Origin of the sequence: Bradyrhizobium erythrophlei, assembly GCF_900129425.1 — a bacterium.
GTDB lineage: Bacteria > Pseudomonadota > Alphaproteobacteria > Rhizobiales > Xanthobacteraceae > Bradyrhizobium > Bradyrhizobium erythrophlei_C.
In genome coordinates this window covers 1,569,689-1,587,294 of the sequence record NZ_LT670817.1, presented here as the reverse complement: position 1 = coordinate 1,587,294, position 17,606 = coordinate 1,569,689, and the positions used below count along the sequence as shown (strand labels likewise).

17 protein-coding genes, 1 tRNA gene and 3 pseudogenes are annotated in these 17,606 nt (G+C 56.5%); 13 read left to right on the top strand and 8 right to left on the bottom strand.

Features of this window, described 5'->3' with window-relative positions:
* The first annotated feature begins 3 nt into the window (after positions 1 to 3).
* Positions 4 to 987 carry a DUF4365 domain-containing protein gene (locus tag B5527_RS07535; protein WP_172842500.1) on the top strand — a complete coding sequence of 328 codons (984 nt, stop codon included), beginning with the start codon at positions 4 to 6 and terminating at the stop codon, positions 985 to 987.
* 144 nt (positions 988 to 1,131) lie between these two features.
* Here the strand turns inward: B5527_RS07535 and B5527_RS07530 are convergent, their stop codons facing one another.
* Complete coding sequence (locus B5527_RS07530) at positions 1,132 to 2,418, bottom strand: DUF763 domain-containing protein (RefSeq protein ID WP_079607138.1); 1,287 nt, start codon at positions 2,416 to 2,418, stop codon at positions 1,132 to 1,134.
* 606 nt (positions 2,419 to 3,024) lie between these two features.
* On the opposite strand from B5527_RS07530, the pseudogene B5527_RS07525 reads away from it, so the two are divergent.
* From B5527_RS07525 to B5527_RS07515, 3 genes and pseudogenes are all read left to right on the top strand, one after another.
* Positions 3,025 to 3,774 (top strand): annotated as a pseudogene (locus B5527_RS07525) (IS630 family transposase); the annotation flags it as partial.
* 4 nt (positions 3,775 to 3,778) lie between these two features.
* A pseudogene (locus tag B5527_RS07520) lies at positions 3,779 to 4,153 on the top strand (transposase); the annotation flags it as partial.
* A gap of 261 nt (positions 4,154 to 4,414) precedes the next feature.
* Positions 4,415 to 4,636, top strand: coding sequence for a hypothetical protein (locus B5527_RS07515; RefSeq protein WP_079600733.1), 222 nt, complete (start codon positions 4,415 to 4,417; stop codon positions 4,634 to 4,636).
* Positions 4,637 to 5,008: 372 nt separating this feature from the next.
* Here the strand turns inward: B5527_RS07515 and B5527_RS43550 are convergent, their stop codons facing one another.
* Complete coding sequence (locus B5527_RS43550; RefSeq protein ID WP_154072069.1) at positions 5,009 to 5,176, bottom strand: hypothetical protein; 168 nt, start codon at positions 5,174 to 5,176, stop codon at positions 5,009 to 5,011.
* Positions 5,177 to 5,424: 248 nt separating this feature from the next.
* Here B5527_RS43550 and B5527_RS07510 point away from each other — a divergent pair, with 248 nt between their 5' ends.
* The 5 genes from B5527_RS07510 (at position 5,425) to B5527_RS07490 (ending at position 8,890) form a co-directional block, all read left to right on the top strand.
* A complete protein-coding gene (locus tag B5527_RS07510) occupies positions 5,425 to 5,691 on the top strand; it encodes a hypothetical protein (RefSeq protein ID WP_245332529.1) in 267 nt (88 codons plus the stop codon).
* Between the two features lie 385 nt (positions 5,692 to 6,076).
* On the top strand, positions 6,077 to 6,652 hold the full coding sequence (locus tag B5527_RS07505) for a tyrosine-type recombinase/integrase (RefSeq protein WP_079600731.1): 576 nt from the start codon (positions 6,077 to 6,079) through the stop codon (positions 6,650 to 6,652).
* A gap of 77 nt (positions 6,653 to 6,729) precedes the next feature.
* Positions 6,730 to 7,689 (top strand): hypothetical protein, encoded by a 960-nt coding sequence (locus B5527_RS46145; RefSeq protein WP_245332528.1) that lies wholly within the window; start codon positions 6,730 to 6,732, stop codon positions 7,687 to 7,689.
* A 233-nt stretch (positions 7,690 to 7,922) separates the two neighbouring features.
* Positions 7,923 to 8,477, top strand: a complete 555-nt coding sequence (locus B5527_RS07495; protein WP_079600730.1) for a hypothetical protein — start codon at positions 7,923 to 7,925, stop codon at positions 8,475 to 8,477.
* A gap of 83 nt (positions 8,478 to 8,560) precedes the next feature.
* Positions 8,561 to 8,890, top strand: coding sequence for a DUF3768 domain-containing protein (locus B5527_RS07490; RefSeq protein WP_079600729.1), 330 nt, complete (start codon positions 8,561 to 8,563; stop codon positions 8,888 to 8,890).
* 371 nt (positions 8,891 to 9,261) lie between these two features.
* Here the strand turns inward: B5527_RS07490 and B5527_RS07485 are convergent, their stop codons facing one another.
* From B5527_RS07485 to B5527_RS07465, 5 genes are all read right to left on the bottom strand, one after another.
* The gene (locus B5527_RS07485) at positions 9,262 to 9,645 is read right to left on the bottom strand and encodes a hypothetical protein (protein ID WP_079600728.1); all 384 of its coding nucleotides are present in this window, start codon (positions 9,643 to 9,645) and stop codon (positions 9,262 to 9,264) included.
* Positions 9,646 to 9,916: 271 nt separating this feature from the next.
* On the bottom strand, positions 9,917 to 10,198 hold the full coding sequence (locus B5527_RS07480; protein ID WP_079600727.1) for a hypothetical protein: 282 nt from the start codon (positions 10,196 to 10,198) through the stop codon (positions 9,917 to 9,919).
* Positions 10,199 to 10,552: 354 nt separating this feature from the next.
* Entirely contained in the window at positions 10,553 to 11,131 is a 579-nt protein-coding gene (locus B5527_RS07475) for a hypothetical protein (RefSeq protein WP_079600726.1), read from the bottom strand.
* 375 nt (positions 11,132 to 11,506) lie between these two features.
* The gene (locus B5527_RS07470) at positions 11,507 to 12,388 is read right to left on the bottom strand and encodes a ParB/RepB/Spo0J family partition protein (protein ID WP_079600725.1); all 882 of its coding nucleotides are present in this window, start codon (positions 12,386 to 12,388) and stop codon (positions 11,507 to 11,509) included.
* A 101-nt stretch (positions 12,389 to 12,489) separates the two neighbouring features.
* Positions 12,490 to 13,224, bottom strand: coding sequence for a hypothetical protein (locus B5527_RS07465; RefSeq protein WP_154072068.1), 735 nt, complete (start codon positions 13,222 to 13,224; stop codon positions 12,490 to 12,492).
* Between the two features lie 377 nt (positions 13,225 to 13,601).
* Here B5527_RS07465 and B5527_RS46140 point away from each other — a divergent pair, with 377 nt between their 5' ends.
* On the top strand, positions 13,602 to 13,976 hold the full coding sequence (locus B5527_RS46140) for an excisionase (RefSeq protein ID WP_245332527.1): 375 nt from the start codon (positions 13,602 to 13,604) through the stop codon (positions 13,974 to 13,976).
* Positions 13,977 to 14,350: 374 nt separating this feature from the next.
* Positions 14,351 to 14,848: pseudogene (locus B5527_RS47330) on the top strand (tyrosine-type recombinase/integrase); the annotation flags it as partial.
* A 168-nt stretch (positions 14,849 to 15,016) separates the two neighbouring features.
* On the opposite strand, the gene B5527_RS07455 reads toward B5527_RS47330, so the two are convergent.
* Positions 15,017 to 15,093: transfer RNA gene (locus B5527_RS07455), tRNA-Pro, on the bottom strand.
* A 68-nt stretch (positions 15,094 to 15,161) separates the two neighbouring features.
* Here B5527_RS07455 and B5527_RS07450 point away from each other — a divergent pair.
* Positions 15,162 to 16,154 carry an L-threonylcarbamoyladenylate synthase gene (locus B5527_RS07450; RefSeq protein ID WP_154072842.1) on the top strand — a complete coding sequence of 331 codons (993 nt, stop codon included), beginning with the start codon at positions 15,162 to 15,164 and terminating at the stop codon, positions 16,152 to 16,154.
* A 20-nt stretch (positions 16,155 to 16,174) separates the two neighbouring features.
* Positions 16,175 to 17,602: an FAD-binding oxidoreductase gene (locus B5527_RS07445; protein WP_079600722.1), complete on the top strand. Its 1,428-nt coding sequence runs from the start codon at positions 16,175 to 16,177 to the stop codon at positions 17,600 to 17,602.
* Positions 17,603 to 17,606 lie beyond the last annotated feature (4 nt).

The window sequence follows — 17,606 nt, the reverse complement described above, 5'->3', positions numbered from 1 at the left end:
CGGGTGGCCGCCGCCACGTTCGAGCGTCTGGGCGGTTGGATCGTCAGGAATCAAGAAGAGGATGTCGGGATCGACATGGAAGCGGAGTTGTCCGATCCGGATCCGAGCGCAAACTTTTTGAAATGCCAAATCAAGAGCTTCAACGGCAAATCGGCGGCGAGAGCGGTCCGTCTCAAGAACGACTTTCTGAAGTACGCATACGAATGCCGACTTCCGGTGATCCTCGTGCAGGTGGAAACGCAGACCGGAAATGGCTGGTTCTGCTGGCTGCAGGGTTGCATCGAGGTTGAGGGCTTGCAGCGCTCGATCTACGGAGAGGCGACTCACACTACGATCGCCGCCGATTGGCTTTCGCCACTCGATCGGATCGGCAACGAGCAACTCAAAACGATTGCTCGCGGAATTCATCCGGTCGCGCGCGCAACCCAGCTTCGCGACCTGATCCGCTTTGCGCTCGAAACGCATGACCACGAATTGGTAGCAGCCGCAAACGGGCTTCTAAATCGGTATCGGAAGGAATTGTCCTATTTCCCAGTCCATCTTGTCGTGGAAGAGGTGTTATCCATCAGTGGGCGAATTTGGGGAACGCTCGAGGGAAATGCTTTATCCGAGCTTCTGTACATGCTTGCCCGCTCCTTCGGAGATCACTTCACGCGCGAGCAGATTCGAAGAATCGTTTTGCGCGAGGACACCTATTCGCGCACCGGTATCAACGTGCTCGGCATCCTCTACGATGAATTTCCCGATCGCATGAAAGACATGCTGCTCGGCGAGTTCTTCAGCGACCATTACGACCAGAGGATTTCGTATTTCTGCAATCTGCGGGAAAAGTATAGAGGTATTCCCGTCTTCGGCTTGATGACGGGCGATTACGACTGCGCGTTGGACGGACACGACGTTGATCCGAGCGTGAAGGACCGTGGCGCGGACAGATGGGCGAACCGCGGCGATTGCGCCATATTGGATTATGTCTTCCAAGTCGGTTGATTCCATCGCCGTCTGACGTTCCTCTTTGCCGATCTGCGTTGAATTCGCAACGAGCGTATTTGGGAGCAGCCTGGCTCCAGCCCGATAAGTTGCGATCCTGCAACATTGCGCGCGGGAACCCGCCGAACGCTTCCTTTTCTGAGACTATGGTTTGCCGCTCGCACGACCCAACCCACCGTGGGTTTCGTCCGTCACGTGGCGTTCGGCGGAGCGCAAATCGCGTTCCCAGCCGAACACCGAACGGCCGTCGAGTTCGGGCGATGCCGAAGTCTCGCCGGCGATGTAGGCGGCGACCGAGGGTCCCATGGCGACGAACTCCAGGCGGCGCGCTTGGTCGTCGAGACGCTTGAGGGCACCGAGCTCTTCGTCGCGACCGAGCTTCGCCTTCTGCACCGCGCTCTTCATCACGCGGATGGTCTCGTCGTAGATCTTGAGTGGTACGGGATACGGATGCCGGTCCTTGCCTCCATGTGCCAGCGAAAACCGTGCTGGGTCGGCGAAACGATACGGCGTGCCGTGCACGACCTCCGCCACCATCGCCAGCGAGCGCACCGTTCGGGCGCCGACTCCCGGTGTCAGAAGCAGATCCGGAAAGTCGACCGGTCCCTGTTCGGATGCCGCCGCCAGCGTGCCATGCAACCGCCGCGCAAAGACGTCCTTGGGCCGGACGTCGTGGTAGACCGGCATCACGAGATGCGGCAGCGTGCCTTGGAGCGACGGCGCTGTGGTGAGCTCCAAGAACTGCTCGAGGATCCGGTCCGGCCCCAAAACGGTCAGCAAGTCCAATTGTGCGTCACGCGCCTTCGCGGCGCGACGATCGGTCAAGTTGATAATTTCGCCTTGCTGAGGACCGTCTATCGCGCTGTGCGGTTGGTCCACAAAATCGGTCACGGCCGCCGAGTGCCAGTGATAGCGACGCGCCTGACGCTTGTCACCGTTCATGCCCTGCTGCACGACGGTCCATCTGCCGTCGGCCGTCACGAAGAAGCCATGCAGATAGAGGTCGAATCCATCCTGCACCGCGGCGCTGTCGACCTTCGCAACGAGACGGCTCGCCCGTGTCAGGTTTTCGCCGTCGATTCCGATGCGCTCGCCGAGAGCCTGTAGCTCGGCGGGCGTCTTGCGAGAGTGTTTGCCGCGCCCGCCGCACACGTAGATTCCGAGTTCGTCCTGGCGGGACGCGAGACCACGCTTCAAGGCGCCGATCACACTGGTCGTGATGCCGGACGAATGCCAATCCATGCCCATTACCGCGCCGAACGATTGAAACCAGAAGGGATGCGCGAGCCTTTCGAGGAACGCATCGCGGCCGTAGTGATGCACGATTGCTTCCGTGATGACGCCGCCCAGCACCGACATGCGTTGGCCTAGCCAGGCCGGGACCCGGCCGCCGTGAAGTGGTAGATCGGCGCTGCCCGTGCGTTTTGTCATCGAATCGTTGTGACCTCGCTCCTTGTACAACAACGAACGATTCTCGCACAACAATGCTCGGCTTCCGCCGGCGTGTTGACGGTCGCGGAATTGCTTCGTGGCAGGCGCGGATCCTCCGGCGAGCGGAATGACCGTTTCGATCTTCCCGAGTCGGTTCTAAAAAGTAACCGCAGGCGTCGATGCCGGCATTGGCCCAAGAGCAGATGATCACAATTGAGCCATTACGACTGATTCAGCCGCATGACCAACGAAACCGACATTGAGTTCCCAGATTCGTGATCAGGAATATTGCCGACACTGACGGTCGCGTGCTTCGCCTCGACGAGAACACGAACGAGGTGACGAAGACGACGATAGCGTCGAAGAGGACGAAGTCGACGATCAAGTCACTCTCGCCAGTCGGATAGCTTGTGGTAGTCCAACTCAGTTGTGTCGAACCGAGCGTCAGCGAGCAAATGTAACAGTTGTTGCAGTTCATCGATGCCTGGTTGAGCTCTTCCGGAAGCGACCACACCCAACGGCATGGCTCGACACTTGCGCATGAACTCGAGTTGGCACCAGCAAGCGCCGCGTAGCCGCGCGGTGATCTGTTGCGTGCCTCTGTGTCTCACCGACCATGAAGAGCTATCTTCTGAGACCGTCCGTCGAAGGCTGGCGGAGAACCATCTGAAGCCCTGGCGCAAAGACATGTGGTGCATCCCCAAGGTCGACGGGGAATACGTCGCCCGCATGGAGGATGTGCTCGACCTCTATGCAGAGGCGCCCGATCCCCAAAGACCTGTGGTCTGCTTCGACGAGAGCCCGACCCAACTCATCGGTGAGGTGCGTGAGTCCATTCCCGCCAAGCCGGGCCAACTCGAGCGCTACGACTGCGAATATCGCCGCAACGGCACCGTCAATCTGTTCGTCTTCCTCGACGCTCACCGCCCCTGGCGCCGGGTGAAGGTCACCGACCGGCGCACCAACCAAGACTTCGCCGAGTGCATGCGCGAGCTAGTCGACATCGACTATCCCGACGCCCCGATCATCCGGGTGGTGATGGACAACCTCTCCACCCATTCAGCCGGGGCGCTTTACGACGCCTTCCCCGCACCGGAGGCTCGCCGGGTGCTGAAGCGGCTTCAGTTCCACCACACGCCGAAACATGCCAGCTGGCTGAATATGGTGGAAATCGAAATCGGCGTCCTGCACAGCCAATGCCTAGACCGCCGCATCGACGACAAGGAAACGATCCTCACCGAGGTCGCTGCCTGGGAAAAGCGGCGAAACGCCGAAGCCCCCCGGATCCAGTGGATGTTCACCATCGCCAAGGCTCGCGAAAAGCTCCGCAAAGCCTATCCCGTCAAGGAGTCATAATCTCTGCGGAACGGTACTAGTCGACATCGACTATCCCGACGCCCCGATCATCCGGGTGGTGATGGACAACCTCTCCACCCATTCAGCCGGGGCGCTTTACGACGCCTTCCCCGCACCGGAGGCTCGCCGGGTGCTGAAGCGGCTTCAGTTCCACCACACGCCGAAACATGCCAGCTGGCTGAATATGGTGGAAATCGAAATCGGCGTCCTGCACAGCCAATGCCTGGACCGCCGCATCGACGACAAGGAAACGATCCTCACCGAGGTCGCTGCCTGGGAAAAGCGGCGAAACGCCGAAGCCCCCCGGATCCAGTGGATGTTCACCATCGCCAAGGCTCGCGAAAAGCTCCGCAAAGCCTATCCCGTCAAGGAGTCATAATCTCTGCGGAACGGTACTAGTCGGCGAAAGCCGCCTCACCGCCGAAGGCAGGCGAACCTACGCCGGCACCAGCAAGGTTATCCTCGGGACCCCCCGCGGCAAGGCGCGTTTAAGGGCTGTGCTTCGCCAGCCCAGCTTGACCTTGGCATCAACTGGGCGGGCAGTAGAATTCCCCATGAACGATTCGAGACTAGGAGACGAGCATGGCGCCCTGCGATGGGACGTGGAAAGGCACCTCAACGATGAACTGACGAGGGTCGGATGAACGGCATTCCGGAAAGGGGCGCGTCCTCCAAAGCTGATCGGGCGCTGAAGCTGCACGAACAGGGGCTCACCCGCGCTCAAATAGCCGAGCGACTGTGCGTGAAGCCGGACAGCGCCAAGAAGCCCGTTGGTGAGTCCGAATTCTGCGGGCTGTCAGTGCCGGCCGATATCGGCGCCTGCGCAGGGCTCGCCAGCGCTCGCTTGGCGGCACTGGCCTGAGGTACTGGCGAATAGGCCCTCACACAGAAGTTAATGGCGGCGGCGGATCGCAAACCCACATCAGAGTCGTGCCGTTTCTGCCCCTCGGCACAACCCCAAGACGGCCTCAGCTTCCCCCCAAGCTGGGGCCGTCACTGAGCGGTCATGTGGCCGCCGGCCAACGAAACCATTTTACCGGCCGACGAAGCGGTCGTGAAACAAAGGCCGATTATCAGAGGTTTCTAACGGTAAGAGAAATCAGGGTGCGTCAGATGATTGAAGCGGTTGCTGCAATTCTCGGTTTGTTTAGCGCCAGCGTATTTCTTGCCCATGCGGTTGACTCGTATCGCACACCATAGGCCGCCCGGCATGAAGCGAGGCGAGCGCGACCACTTACTGCCATCCGAACCAGACAAGGCCGAAACCCACGGCTACCATGCCCGCGCCGTAGTCGACGATTGCAGCATTGTGCGGCCATGTGAGCAATCCTGTTCCTTGCGCGAAGCAGAAGAGCCCAACAGCAACAAACAGCGGGCCAACGACCCGAAGGACGATCTTCATGACAGCACCCTCGCGGCGCGATCAACAACGGCGATATTGATCGAGACCAAGAGAGTCGCAATAGAAAAAGCCGCCGGCGTGAACCGGCGCCCTCACCTCTCATCGTCCGGATGGCGATTGCCTAGCGGCTTAGGCCGCGCTTCAATGGCACATGCCGTCGGGCGCCGAGGCAACACGCTACTGGCTGATTGGAAAACTCAGGAAGCATCGAGGGGAGTATTCGCATGAGAGTTATCTGCGCCGCGGCTATGATCGCAATGCTGGCCGGGCCGGCCTACGCCCAAGGCAAAACCCCTAAGACCCTTGAGGAAATGATGGACGCAAAGACACCCGATCAGATCGAAAAGGAACAAGCCACCGACAAGGCCTACAAGGATTCGCTGAAAAAGATTCCAGACGCCAAAACTCCTGCTGACCCGTGGGGCAACGCGCGCAGCACTGACGCGCCCAAGGCCACAGCAAAGACTCCCGCGGCGAAAAAGTCACCGACCAAAATCGGTAACACGGCGAATTAGAGATCGCCCACGATGGCAACCCCGGCGCGGCTGGAAACGGCCGTTAGTCGCGGCAAGTCGCCTTAGACTAGAGTAAACTCGCAGCGCTTTGCGGCCGCTAATTACTTTACATGATGGAAGTCGGCGCCAAATTCCCGGAAGACTGCAGTTGAAATCGCGCCTTAAGCTGGGGTTCAACGCCGCGGCGATGAATTGCGTCCAGCAAAACTGATAAGGTCTGTTAGGAATGCGCATATCTAACAATGCGGTCGCCCGCCGAAAATCGTTCCTTGGCGACTGATAAGCTTTTGATACAAACCTATACAGTTGATTTCGCTGAAATTATCCAGTTGCTTCGCCTAGAAACCGATCTAGAATCTACGCGACTAATATTTGAATCGCTGAGATGTCGGGCAAACAGGCCAAGATTCTTTCTGCCGCACACATCGACGAATTATTGTTTTTCGCCGACACCACCCGCCATCCAGTTCGTAATCGCGTACTTATTTTGCTGTCGATCAAGGCAGGCTTGCGCGCAGCGGAAATAGCAAACTTGACGTGGGAGATGGTACTCACACCCGGGCGCGAGATCGGAATGGTCATTGAGCTACGCGATCATGCGGCAAAAATGGGCCATGGCAGGCATATTCCAATTCATGCCGATCTCCGGAGAGCTCTAGCGGCTTTGAAGGACAAGTCATCGATTTCGGGGAATGTCGTCAAATCCGAACGAGGCGGAGCAATGACGCCCTTGAGTATCGTGGTTTGGTTTGCGCGAGCCTATCGAACGCTTGGACTTGACGGATGTTCGTCCCATTCAGGTCGCCGGACATTCATCACGCGAGCTGCTCGTCTCGTCCACAAAGCAGGCGGATCCTTGCGGGACGTTCAGCTTCTGGCTGGTCACCGATCAATCCAAACCACCCAACGCTACATTGACGGTGATAGCGACGCCCAAAGGAGGCTCGTATCTCTCATTTAACCAGAAATACGTCGGGGCGTTCTTCGCGTTTCTATGGATCATCGAGCCACCAAGAGGCCCTCGATTATGCAGTCTCGTTGATTGATCCTGTTTGCTGCGTCAGTGCATCCCTCACCTTCGTCGAAGACATACAGTCGGACCCTGACCCGTCCAATTTGGCCAAGTCGGTCAAAAATGGCGACACGCCCGCGTTGTTCGATTGGATGATGGACAGCTTCAGTTACCAAGGTATCTCCAATGCGGTTGCGGCATCCTACATGGACACTCATGGCCGTGTGACGTGGCAGCAGATCGAATGCCTGTTGGGCCAAACACCGCCCTGCCCGAAATTGCAGAGTTATTGGACTTACGAGAATTGCCGATACGACAAAACCAGCGGATGCTGTTCTGAGCCTGAACACCGCGACACCTGCTGTGTCGCGACGCACCGGCTACGGAACGGTCGCCTAAATCAGACGGCCTACAGCCTTTACTTTTTCGTCCGGGACGTAGCACGGCGCAATCTGCCAAAATGGATAGACAATCAGTTATCGAGCATCCCCTCCACGGACCCAGACAGGAGTCGGTTGCAGCCGGAAGCTTTGGTCGGGCCGATGCGCCAGATCTTTGGAGTTTCCGACAAGGTCCTAACAATGACGCTTTCGGAAGTTCTGATGGCGGCTCCTAAACTTCGACCCCATTGGTTTGAAGTCGGCACTCAGCTAATCGCTGTCGATACGCTGGTCCATAATTTCATGCACCGTACCGGCATCCTGCAGAACTTCGGCGCAGCTCACGCTTACGGCGCTGGCTGCTATCAGCCCGGCGGCTGCGCAGATATTCTGCGGCAAGCCTCATCTCGAATCGACGCGCGTCGCTTCAACGCGACTTATCCGGCAAACTTCCCGAGATTGATTCAGCATGCCCTTTGGCAATACTGCGCCGCCGATCGACAGAACATCTGCAACGGCAACAATATTGATGATTCAAGGTCTTGCGAACAGATATACTGTGTAATTCACGGCATATGCAGTAAAATTCCGCTGAGAAGTAAGTAAAAACTTCGGATTTTCGAGTATTTCTCGCGTTACTGAACTATTAAACTTGTTAACATATTGATATCATTAGGCTAAGATCGGTGCGAGGGCAAACGCTCTCATTCGTGAAGCTGGAGGAATGCAGGAAGTTGTCGAGTACTCGTGATACAGATGACCGGAAATAAAAACTGCATTCACCAGACTAACCCTTGGGGGCCCGCTTAAAACGGGCCCCTCTTCTTTTGGAGAGACCAATGAAAACCAATCCATCAACTACCACCATCAAAAGTCAGTTCGTGATCTTTGGACTGGATCAATCCGGAAAGCCTCAAGCTGGGCGGTTTCCACAAAGCCAGGCCGAGGCAGCCAAAGAAGCGGCCGCCTCCACGAAAATGCGCATAGAGGAGATCGTGGCTCCCCATGCTGAGGAAATTCTGACGAAGCTTCCCGCCGGGCGCATTCACGGTAAAGGCAAGGCGCTGATCCCCTACATTAAGCAACAACTTTATGATCAGCTGATCGTCGCCGTGAGCGCCAAACCGGCCACAGAAGAGCCCACCGGTACTGCGCTGCAAAAATCCCTGGCTAACGCAAAAGCCGCTATGGCCTCGGCTCTGCCGAAGGATTGGGATTCTATCGCGCCCGGTCACCTGGTTTTAATCGAGGAGAGTTCCCCATCGGAGTGGTACCCAGCCATTGTGATTGACCGAAAAAACGAACAGCTGACCTTGCGGGCACGTGACTATCCGAAATACCCCACCTTCTTTCGACACCTGTATTCAGTCGCCCTAATTCATCCCGGCGTCTAGCTCAATCTCGGTGGCCCGGTTGAAAACCCGGGCCACTTCTTTTCAAAACAAGCTTCAATCCTCAAAATTTAAAGGGAATAGCCATGTCTCAGAACAGGGAACGGATTCGTGCGCTCAATGACGAACTACGACAGCATCTGCTCGCTGGCAGTGCCGTCATTACACCCGGTATCGCGGCGTTAGGGCCGCAAGCCGTCAACCGACTTGTACAGACGATTGCGGTCTTTGACGATTTCAGCACGGCCAACGATCCATACGGGGAGCACGACTTTGGAGTCTTCGACTTCGACGGAAATCGCGTGATGTTTAAGATCGACTATTATTCCAAGGATTTGAAATCGCATTCGACGAATCCAGCCGACCCAAGCGTCACGGAGCGGATTATCACGCTTATGCTGGCGGGAGAGTACTGAGGGATCGGTCAATCAGCCTTCGTCACTAGCAATCTTTTGATGGCATCTCTCGGGTCAAAACCGGTGGCTTCCGCAAGAGCCATAAGCTCGACAACGTCGATCTTTCGTCAGGGGCATGACACGGGTGGCCCCGGTCAATTCGCCTTCATGGGACGGCACCAATAGCCGTTTTTTGCCGGGGCTAACTACGCACGGAGAGGCTCGTTGGCAAGCCGGGAGGCGACAGCATTCAACTGTCCGGAACATACTCTGAGGTTATGATGAAAGGTAGCCAAACGGTTGGCGAGATTCGTGCTAGCTGCAAGAGCCTGCCGGGAGCGGATGACTGATCTGCCGCATAGATCTCGAAAGTCAATTAAACCCTACCGTTATTAGCGTTGCTCCGTAGCAAACCGATTGCCAATCCGAAAACGGTCGGCAGTTGCAAACCGCAGAGCCTCAATAAAGGCGATATCTACACCCCAGGGCGTGGTCAGCGCGGGCCACGGCGTTTCGGGGGGGCGCAGCACCGGCGCAAGCATCAGCTTAGGAACGTCGGTACGGTGACCGCGCTTCAGCAAGACGGTATCATCAATATCAATGACCGCGTTTTTCCAATAGGCAACGTGTCGGCACCAAAAATCGAGTATCCGATCCCCCTCGACCGTCGCGAGTGGATAGCCACGCAGATCAATCAAGTGACCATTAAACGGGTCGTGCCAGAGTCTGACTTTGCCCTGTCGGTCGTGAAGAGAACTCATACGTGGTAGTTTCATCGGAATCTCCGTTGTTCTGTCCGAAATTAGTGACAAAGCGGCGGAGGTTGCGCTGCCGTATCCAGCTATACAAGACTGCTCACGAACACTGGCCAATATCATGCCAAAAAGAAAAAAGACTGTTTTAGGCCTATCCAGCGATTTGACTGCTCAGAAGCAGGAGTTGATCGATCACGGAGGATCGACAATTTGATCTAGAGTCGTTCCATCAGAGGAACGCGCTCATATCTAGAGTATCCAAGGCGGCTAAGTGCCCCCTTGGAAACGTTACTTACCGCGAGCCGCCCTTTAGGCGGCGCTCAAATTCAGAACGAACGATGGTTACATTCTCCTCCATTTGCTGCAGGATTTTTGCTAACCGCCAAAGCTCCCGTTTTGGAATGTCCTGGCTTTCGTTATACGCACCATCATATCTCGCCATACACCCGCACCACATATTGTCCAGAAGATCCAGGATTTGATAGCTTGGATCTCCGAGCTTAGATTCGATATATTTCTGGTCGCTGTGGGATGAGACGGAATTGTTAGATGAATCATTATTCTGAAGTGTCATTTACCTATCTCCATCATATTGCTACGGGATCGCATTCATGCATGCTTGCTACTTTACAAGTTCAGTTCGGTCGGCCTCGGGGTTAGCAACACTCGTCGGGACGTAAAAATATGAATGATCATATCTCGAGATTTGAATGCTCGGGCGCAGGAGTTGGTCAGTCAAAGTGGATCGATAATTTCATCCAGAGAGACCGGGTGTGATCTCGACACCAGAAACAGCTGCAACCGAACGATCAATTCAGGAGTCTGAGTCTAATTGCTTCCTGGCCGCCAACGCAGTTCGATACGCCCGGTAGCAATGCCTACTAATGGCCTGAAATATGGATGGGCGGGCTCGGAGCCCAGAATGTGACTACTTCCTACTGCGCCGGCCCAATTCACTACTGACCCGAGGCAAGATCAGTATGTCGTCATAAGAGACATTCCCACGCTTGAAATGCTTCAGCGCGTAATCGACCATGGATCCCTCGTGGATATAGGTCGCATGAAGACGATCTAGCGAATATCCATCGCGATAATATAAATCCTGATGGCTACGAAAGTGGTCATCAAGATGTCCCTTCAGGCGACATTTATTCTCAGGAGGCAACAAGAGGCATCCGTTGAAATGAAGCCCATCATTCACATTCAGATTACGAGCTAGATCCTTGTCGCTCTTGGCGACGGGAAGATCAGGACACCCAATAAAGAAAGGACAATACTCTTTCCAAGAAGGCGACTTTGGTTTGCGCACGACCTTCGTGATGAGCGTCTCGTAAACGCGAAAGACCGCATCCACCATAATCTGTTTCTTTGCCGACCGTTTACCGGGAATATTATTGAACATAAAGTTCAAGAAATAGGGCTGCCAATTCTCGGCAATTCGTTCGTGCACCATTCGATCAAAGCCTTCGATGTAATTGAGGCGCGTTTGGTATGGCATGTAGTCCATAGTTGATCTCCCATAGGTTATTGTCGCCGGAAGCGACAAAAGTACTGATGATGAGTTATTGGATTGAAGGAACGTCGCTCAGAAAGACAGTTCAGCTGAAAATGGATCCATTTGGACAGAGTTCTCCCATATGAAAAACTGATCCAGATATCGGCAGAGCACCGTTCGTGGCCAACCGACGAACAAGTCACTTTGCTTGAATTGTCGATCTATTTACAAGTTTTTGGAGCACCGTCTGATTTCGAATTCTTGCGATCATCCGGAGTCGATCGGACGGTAGAAACAAGGAAAAAGGGTGCGCAACCTGCGCACCCTTTTGACCCAATTACACTACAACGAAGAAGGGGGTGCGCTACCGGCGCACCCCCTTCTTACTCATTTATTACGAAGCCACTTCTCAATGAAGGCGATTTTTACGCTCTCGATTTGCCATTCAAATATCTCGCGAACCTCGGACGCCTTCCAGGCGGCCTCTAGGCTTTCAGAGCCATCTAGTCGTCTTTTCGTATCTTGCTTTTGGCGCTTCAGGGCAGCTCGCATACCTGTCCGACACTCATTGGCAGAAGGGACTTTTGAACGTTCTCTAATAAACGCTATCTGCGCGCGCTGGTTATCCATCTTTGCGAGGGCGTTCAGGATCCGGCGATTGTTCAACTTAGGGAGCGACAAAACCAATTTCTTTACGGCAGCAGGCAATTGGACATGCAGAAAAGCTTCGGCTATCCGCTTCCGATCAAGTCCAGTTACCTCCGCGAGTTTTTTGTAACCACGATCGTGAGGCTGCTTACCACCTGCTCTGGTCACCTCGACTGCCGGAAGATTTTGACGATTGGCCGCATACTTGACAATATCCTCCGACCTTTGGAGCCCACGAACCTCCTTTCGATAAAGATTTTCCGCCGGCTGCCAGGCTTTCGCTTGCCGCCGACTAATGACAACCGCCGATACATTTTGGAAGCCCAAATTAATCAGTGCGCGCAGACGATGTTGCCCAGCAGCAAGCCCATATTTTCCTTTCAGCGAATTTTTGAGGGCGTAAACATGGATAGGCTGTAAGAATCCCTGGTCGGCAATTGACCTTTCGAACTGCGAGACTTTAAGATGATCAATGGCACGACCACGCTTTCCTAGCACTATGTTTTTGATTTCGATATCGATCGGCACTTTGGGCTTGGGCAAGCGCCTAGACTCATTCGAACCATCTTCAACCGGCTCCCCATCATTCCAATCATCCGAGGAATTTAGCTTGAGCGTCATTCTTGTCTCCTATTCGAGTTGGCTAAGTTGCGCAGGTGACGCAACACCAAAACGGTAGGAAATAATTGAAGAGCATAGCGGGAATGTTATTGGGGAATTATTTAATAACCGGTTTTGCCCGCCCCTAGTTCGTGTCTGAGATCGCTTAACTTACTAAGCAACTCTTTGTCGATGACGCCGGATCCCAATCCCATCATAGTACCCATTAGAACGAATTCGTCAGCGTGACCGAACTTTTTGCGAGCCAACTGAACGCCTTTGACAACAGAGTCATAGGTCTTGAATCGTTTGCAATAATCAGGAAGCAGTGCCTGCAGGTACAAAACGCCTTCTACGAAGGAAGACTCGCTCGCTAGGTTAGAACTTGACGCTGTCGTCTTTGCTCCGACTTGACTAACCGCGACAACAATAAGTCTCACCCAAACCAGCCACATATCACCCTTAATTTCAGGACCAAACTCGCGTCCAGGAATTTCGGCAATTGCCGTCGATGCCGCGCCCATGGCCAAATCCAACATGAGCCCAAAGAATCCGAGAGGTGACATTTTCTCCAGGCTCTTCCTTTTCCCCTCGCCGCAAAGGTTTGAGATTATTTCGATCCTGCTTAATTTCGCGACTGAGGATTTTTTTCCGAGCGATATTTGGAAACGACCGCTCGCTTTTATCCAAGCGTCTAACGCCTTAATAGCCGTCTTTGTATTAATCGACTCCTTTGGGGAATGTAGCTTTCCGATGCCTGCGTAGCAATCGCTCGCAACTTCAATTTTGGCTCGAACCTCTCCCGGCAGAGACACTCGAAAATGCTTTTCTAAATCACTCCAATTTTTTGCAGTCATGCGATGCACAGATGTGCCGGGCCTTACCCGTATGCTCGATTTCGATCCATCACCTTTAGACCTCGGCATTCTAGTTCCCTTTCAGGGTCTCATTCGGCACAGCTTGTAATACGCGGCCAGCGTCTTCGGCGAAGCACTTCCGATCTGAGGAGGAACGCTTAAAGAAATTTATGGCCATTCTTTTCCTACCCCTCGAGCGATTGTCATGCGACCAGAGAGTCGAGTTTTTTGAATTTGAAGTCGGACAATGAGCCCAAACTCACAAATCGCAATAGGCATTTGGGAACGATCTCAACAACGCCACTTATGGGTCCAACTGCTAACTCCCAAGGAGTTCGCAACATATTGTTGTCTCGCCCAAAGTTCATGGACGAACCATGACTAAAGTGGTCGAGATTGGGTTGGTCGCGCGAGATGCACCTATTCGCCTAGCTACCGCTGCACAACTAGCGTTTCCTGACGGCTCGATGACCGTTTCTGGTCTTCGCAGAGAGGCTTTTCGTGGTAGACTCGTGACCGAGCGAATTGCTGGCAAGGATTTCACGACGCTCGAAAATATCGATCGAATGAGGGAATTATGTCGCGTCAGAGCAAAGGAGCCAGGCTTTACAAACGGCGCGCACGATTTAAAGGCCGAAAGCTTATTTCCCAAGCCGTTTGGATCATCAGAGACGGCAAAAACGATTTCGCCACGGGATGCATTGGAAGCCCGACTGAAACAAAGCCGCCCAAAGAAGCAGAGCAAGCCCTAGCTGACTACATTGCCCGGAAATATCAACCGGCGCGGCGTCACCGCGACATCGAGGAGATTGATTGCGCTGACGTTCTATCAATCTACTTTTCTGACGTTGGCGAACCTGGCGATCAATTCGAAATAGGCGCTAGGATCGGCCGGCTAAATGAATTTTGGGGGGGAAAGACATTGTCAGGGGTCAATGCCCAGACCTGCGCAGCGTATGTCAGACATCGTGGCAATAAGGGCGGCGCGCGTCGCGATCTCGAGACGCTGCGGGCGGCGATCAATCACCATGCGAAAGAAGGCCTCCATCGCGGGGCGGTTCGCGTGTCGTTGCCACCAAGGGGCGAGTCACGCGACCGTTGGCTGACGCGCAAAGAGGCTGCAGCGATGCTTTGGCATTGCTGGCGATATCGAGAAAAGCAGACAATTCATTCGGGCGCTTCGAAAGGCTCGGCAGTATTCACGGACAAGCGCCCGTTGCGTCATGTGGCGCGCTTTATCCTGATCGGCCTTTATACGGGAACACGGGCCGGGGCGATCGCCGCCGCGTCGCCTTACCCCGAAACAGGTCGGTCCTTCGTGGATCTAGATCACGGCATTTTCTATCGGAAGCCGATTGGAAAGCGGGCCACGAAAAAGCGCCAGACGCCGGCACCCATTCCCCCGCGCCTGCTGACCCATCTGCGGCGATGGAAAGCGCGGAAACTTATGGCGACTTGCTTCGTCGAATTTAATGGCAAGCCAGTCGCCTCGGTTAAGAGAGGCTTCCAGAGTGCGGTTAGGCTTGCCGGCCTCCCGGGCAGGGTCACCCCCCACACGCTACGACATACCGCCGCAACCTGGCTGATGCAGCGCGGGGTGCCGACCTGGGAAGCGGCTGGGTTCCTCGGCATGTCCCCGGAGGTCCTGCAGGACACCTATGGGCACCACCACCCAGATCATCTGCAGGGTGCGGCTCTGGCGATCGGCCAAAAAAGCCGATACGTTTCTGGTGTTGAATCTGTGGTTGACTTGGCCACCACCGACAATCAGAACAAAAAACCTAATGATATCTGGTCGGAGTGGCAGGATTTGAACCTGCGACCCCTGCGTCCCGAACGCAGTGCTCTACCGGGCTGAGCCACACTCCGACAAGAACGCGGCTTATAGCCTTGGGTTTCGCACTCCGCAAGAAGCCGAATTAGGGATGCCAAACCCAGTGAATGTGGGCCTGAAAACGCCAATTCTGCCCGCCGGCACGGCCGCCGTGGCCACCGCTGCCCGTTGCCTCGCGGAAGGCGGCCTGGTCGCGTTCCCGACCGAGACCGTTTATGGCCTCGGTGCCGACGCCACCGACCCCGCCGCGATCGCGCGGCTCTACCAGGCCAAGGGGCGGCCCTCGTTCAATCCGCTGATCGCCCATGTCCGGGATCTCGGGGCTGGAATGCGGATCGGCCGCTTCGACCGAACCGCGATCGCGCTCGCCGAGGCGTTCTGGCCGGGGCCGCTGACGCTGGTGTTGCCCAAAACGGCCGACTGCAGGGTGGCCGAACTCGCCACGGCGGGGCTCGATACCATCGCGATCCGGGTGCCTGCCCACCCCTTGGCGCAGGCCATCTTGCGTGCGTTCGGCGGTCCGGTGGTGGCGCCCTCGGCCAATCTGTCCGGCCATGTCTCGCCAACATCCGCCGCTCACGTGCAAAGCGACCTCGCAGGGCGCATCGACCTGATCGTCGATGGCGGCGCGGTCGAGGTCGGCGTCGAATCCACCATTGTCGGATGCTTCGACGCTCCGCTGCTGCTGCGCCCCGGCGGCCTGCCGCGCGCGGAGATCGAACGCGTGCTCGGCCGCGCACTGGTCCAGCCACCGCACGAGGCGGAGAACACGACCGGCCAGCCGTTGGCGCCGGGCATGCTGGCCTCGCACTACGCGCCGCGGACGCCGGTACGGCTCAATGCCGGTTACATCGAGGCCGGTGAGGCGCTGCTGGCGTTTGGGACACCTGCGGTGCCGGGGGTTGACGCCGCGACCGTGGTGATGAATTTGTCCACGTCAGGCGATCTCACTGAGGCCGCCGCCAATCTTTTCGGCTATCTGCGCGCGCTCGACCTAAGGGGCGCGCGCGCCATCGCCGTGATGCCGGTGCCGGATCACGGGCTGGGCGAAGCCATCAACGACCGGCTGCGCCGCGCCGCAATGGGACGGGAATAGTCAGGCGTAAGAGACCAAAAATGAATGTCCTCCAGCCCTCAGCGCCGCCGCTTTCGCCCGAACTGATCGCGCGTTTCCGCGAGATCGTCGGCGACAAATACGCGGTCACCGATGCCGCTGACATCGCCCCTTACCTGACCGAAGAGCGCGACCTGTTTCACGGCCGCTCGCCGCTGGTGTTGCGGCCGGGCTCGACCGCGGAAGTATCCGCCATCTGCAGGCTCGCGACCGAACACAGGATCGCGCTGGTGCCGCAGGGCGGCAACACCGGACTTGTCGGCGGCCAGACCCCGCACAATGGCGAGGTGGTGATTTCGACGCGGCGGATGGACAAGATCCGCGACATCGATACCGCCTCCAACACCATGACCTGCGAAGCCGGCGTGGTGCTGCAGATCGCGCAGCAGCGCGCTGCCGAGGTCGACCGGCTGTTTCCGCTGTCGCTCGGCGCCGAAGGAAGCTGCACCATCGGCGGCAATCTCTCCACCAACGCCGGCGGCACCACGGCGCTGGCCTACGGGGTGGCGCGCGAAATGGCGCTCGGGCTGGAAGTGGTGCTGGCCGACGGGCGCATTCTCAATGGATTGTCGAAGCTGAAGAAGGACAATACCGGCTACGATCTGCGCAACCTGTTCATCGGCGCCGAAGGCACGCTGGGCATCATTACCGCGGCGACCTTGCGGCTGTTTCCGAAGCCACACGCGGTGGAAACTGCCTTCGTCGGCCTTCAATCGCCCGCGCAGGCGCTGAAGCTGCTCTCGATCTCGCAGAACGAGGCCGCCGGCGCGCTGACCAGTTTTGAGCTGCTGTCCGACATCGCCGTCGATTTCAGCGTCCGTCATGGCATCGATATCCGCGATCCCCTTGAAAGCAAGCATCCCTGGTACGTGCTGATGGAACTGTCGTCGCCACGCGACGACGCCCGCGCCGCGCTGGAATCGATCCTGACGCAGGGTCTCGACCAGGGTATCGTTGACGACGCGGTGATCGCGGCGAATCTTAGCCAGCGCACGGCATTCTGGAAGCTGCGCGATGAAATGTCCGCGGCGCAGAAGCCGGAGGGCGGCTCGATCAAGCACGATATTTCGGTGCCGGTGGTCGCGGTGCCCGATTTCATCGAACAGGCCAACGCGGCCGTGGTGAAGTTGATACCGGGGGCGCGGCCGGTGCCGTTCGGGCATCTCGGCGACGGCAACATCCACTACAACGTCAGCCAGCCGATCGGCGGCGACGCCGCTGATTTCCTGGGCCGGTGGCACGAGGTCAATGCGGTGGTATTCGACATCGTGTTGCGGATGGGTGGGTCGATCTCGGCCGAGCACGGCATCGGCGTGCTCAAGCGCGACGAACTGCCGGGGGTGAAGGACAAAGTCGCGATCGAACTGATGCGCTCGATCAAGGCGATGCTCGACCCGCTGGGCATCATGAATCCCGGCAAGGTGCTGTAGGCGT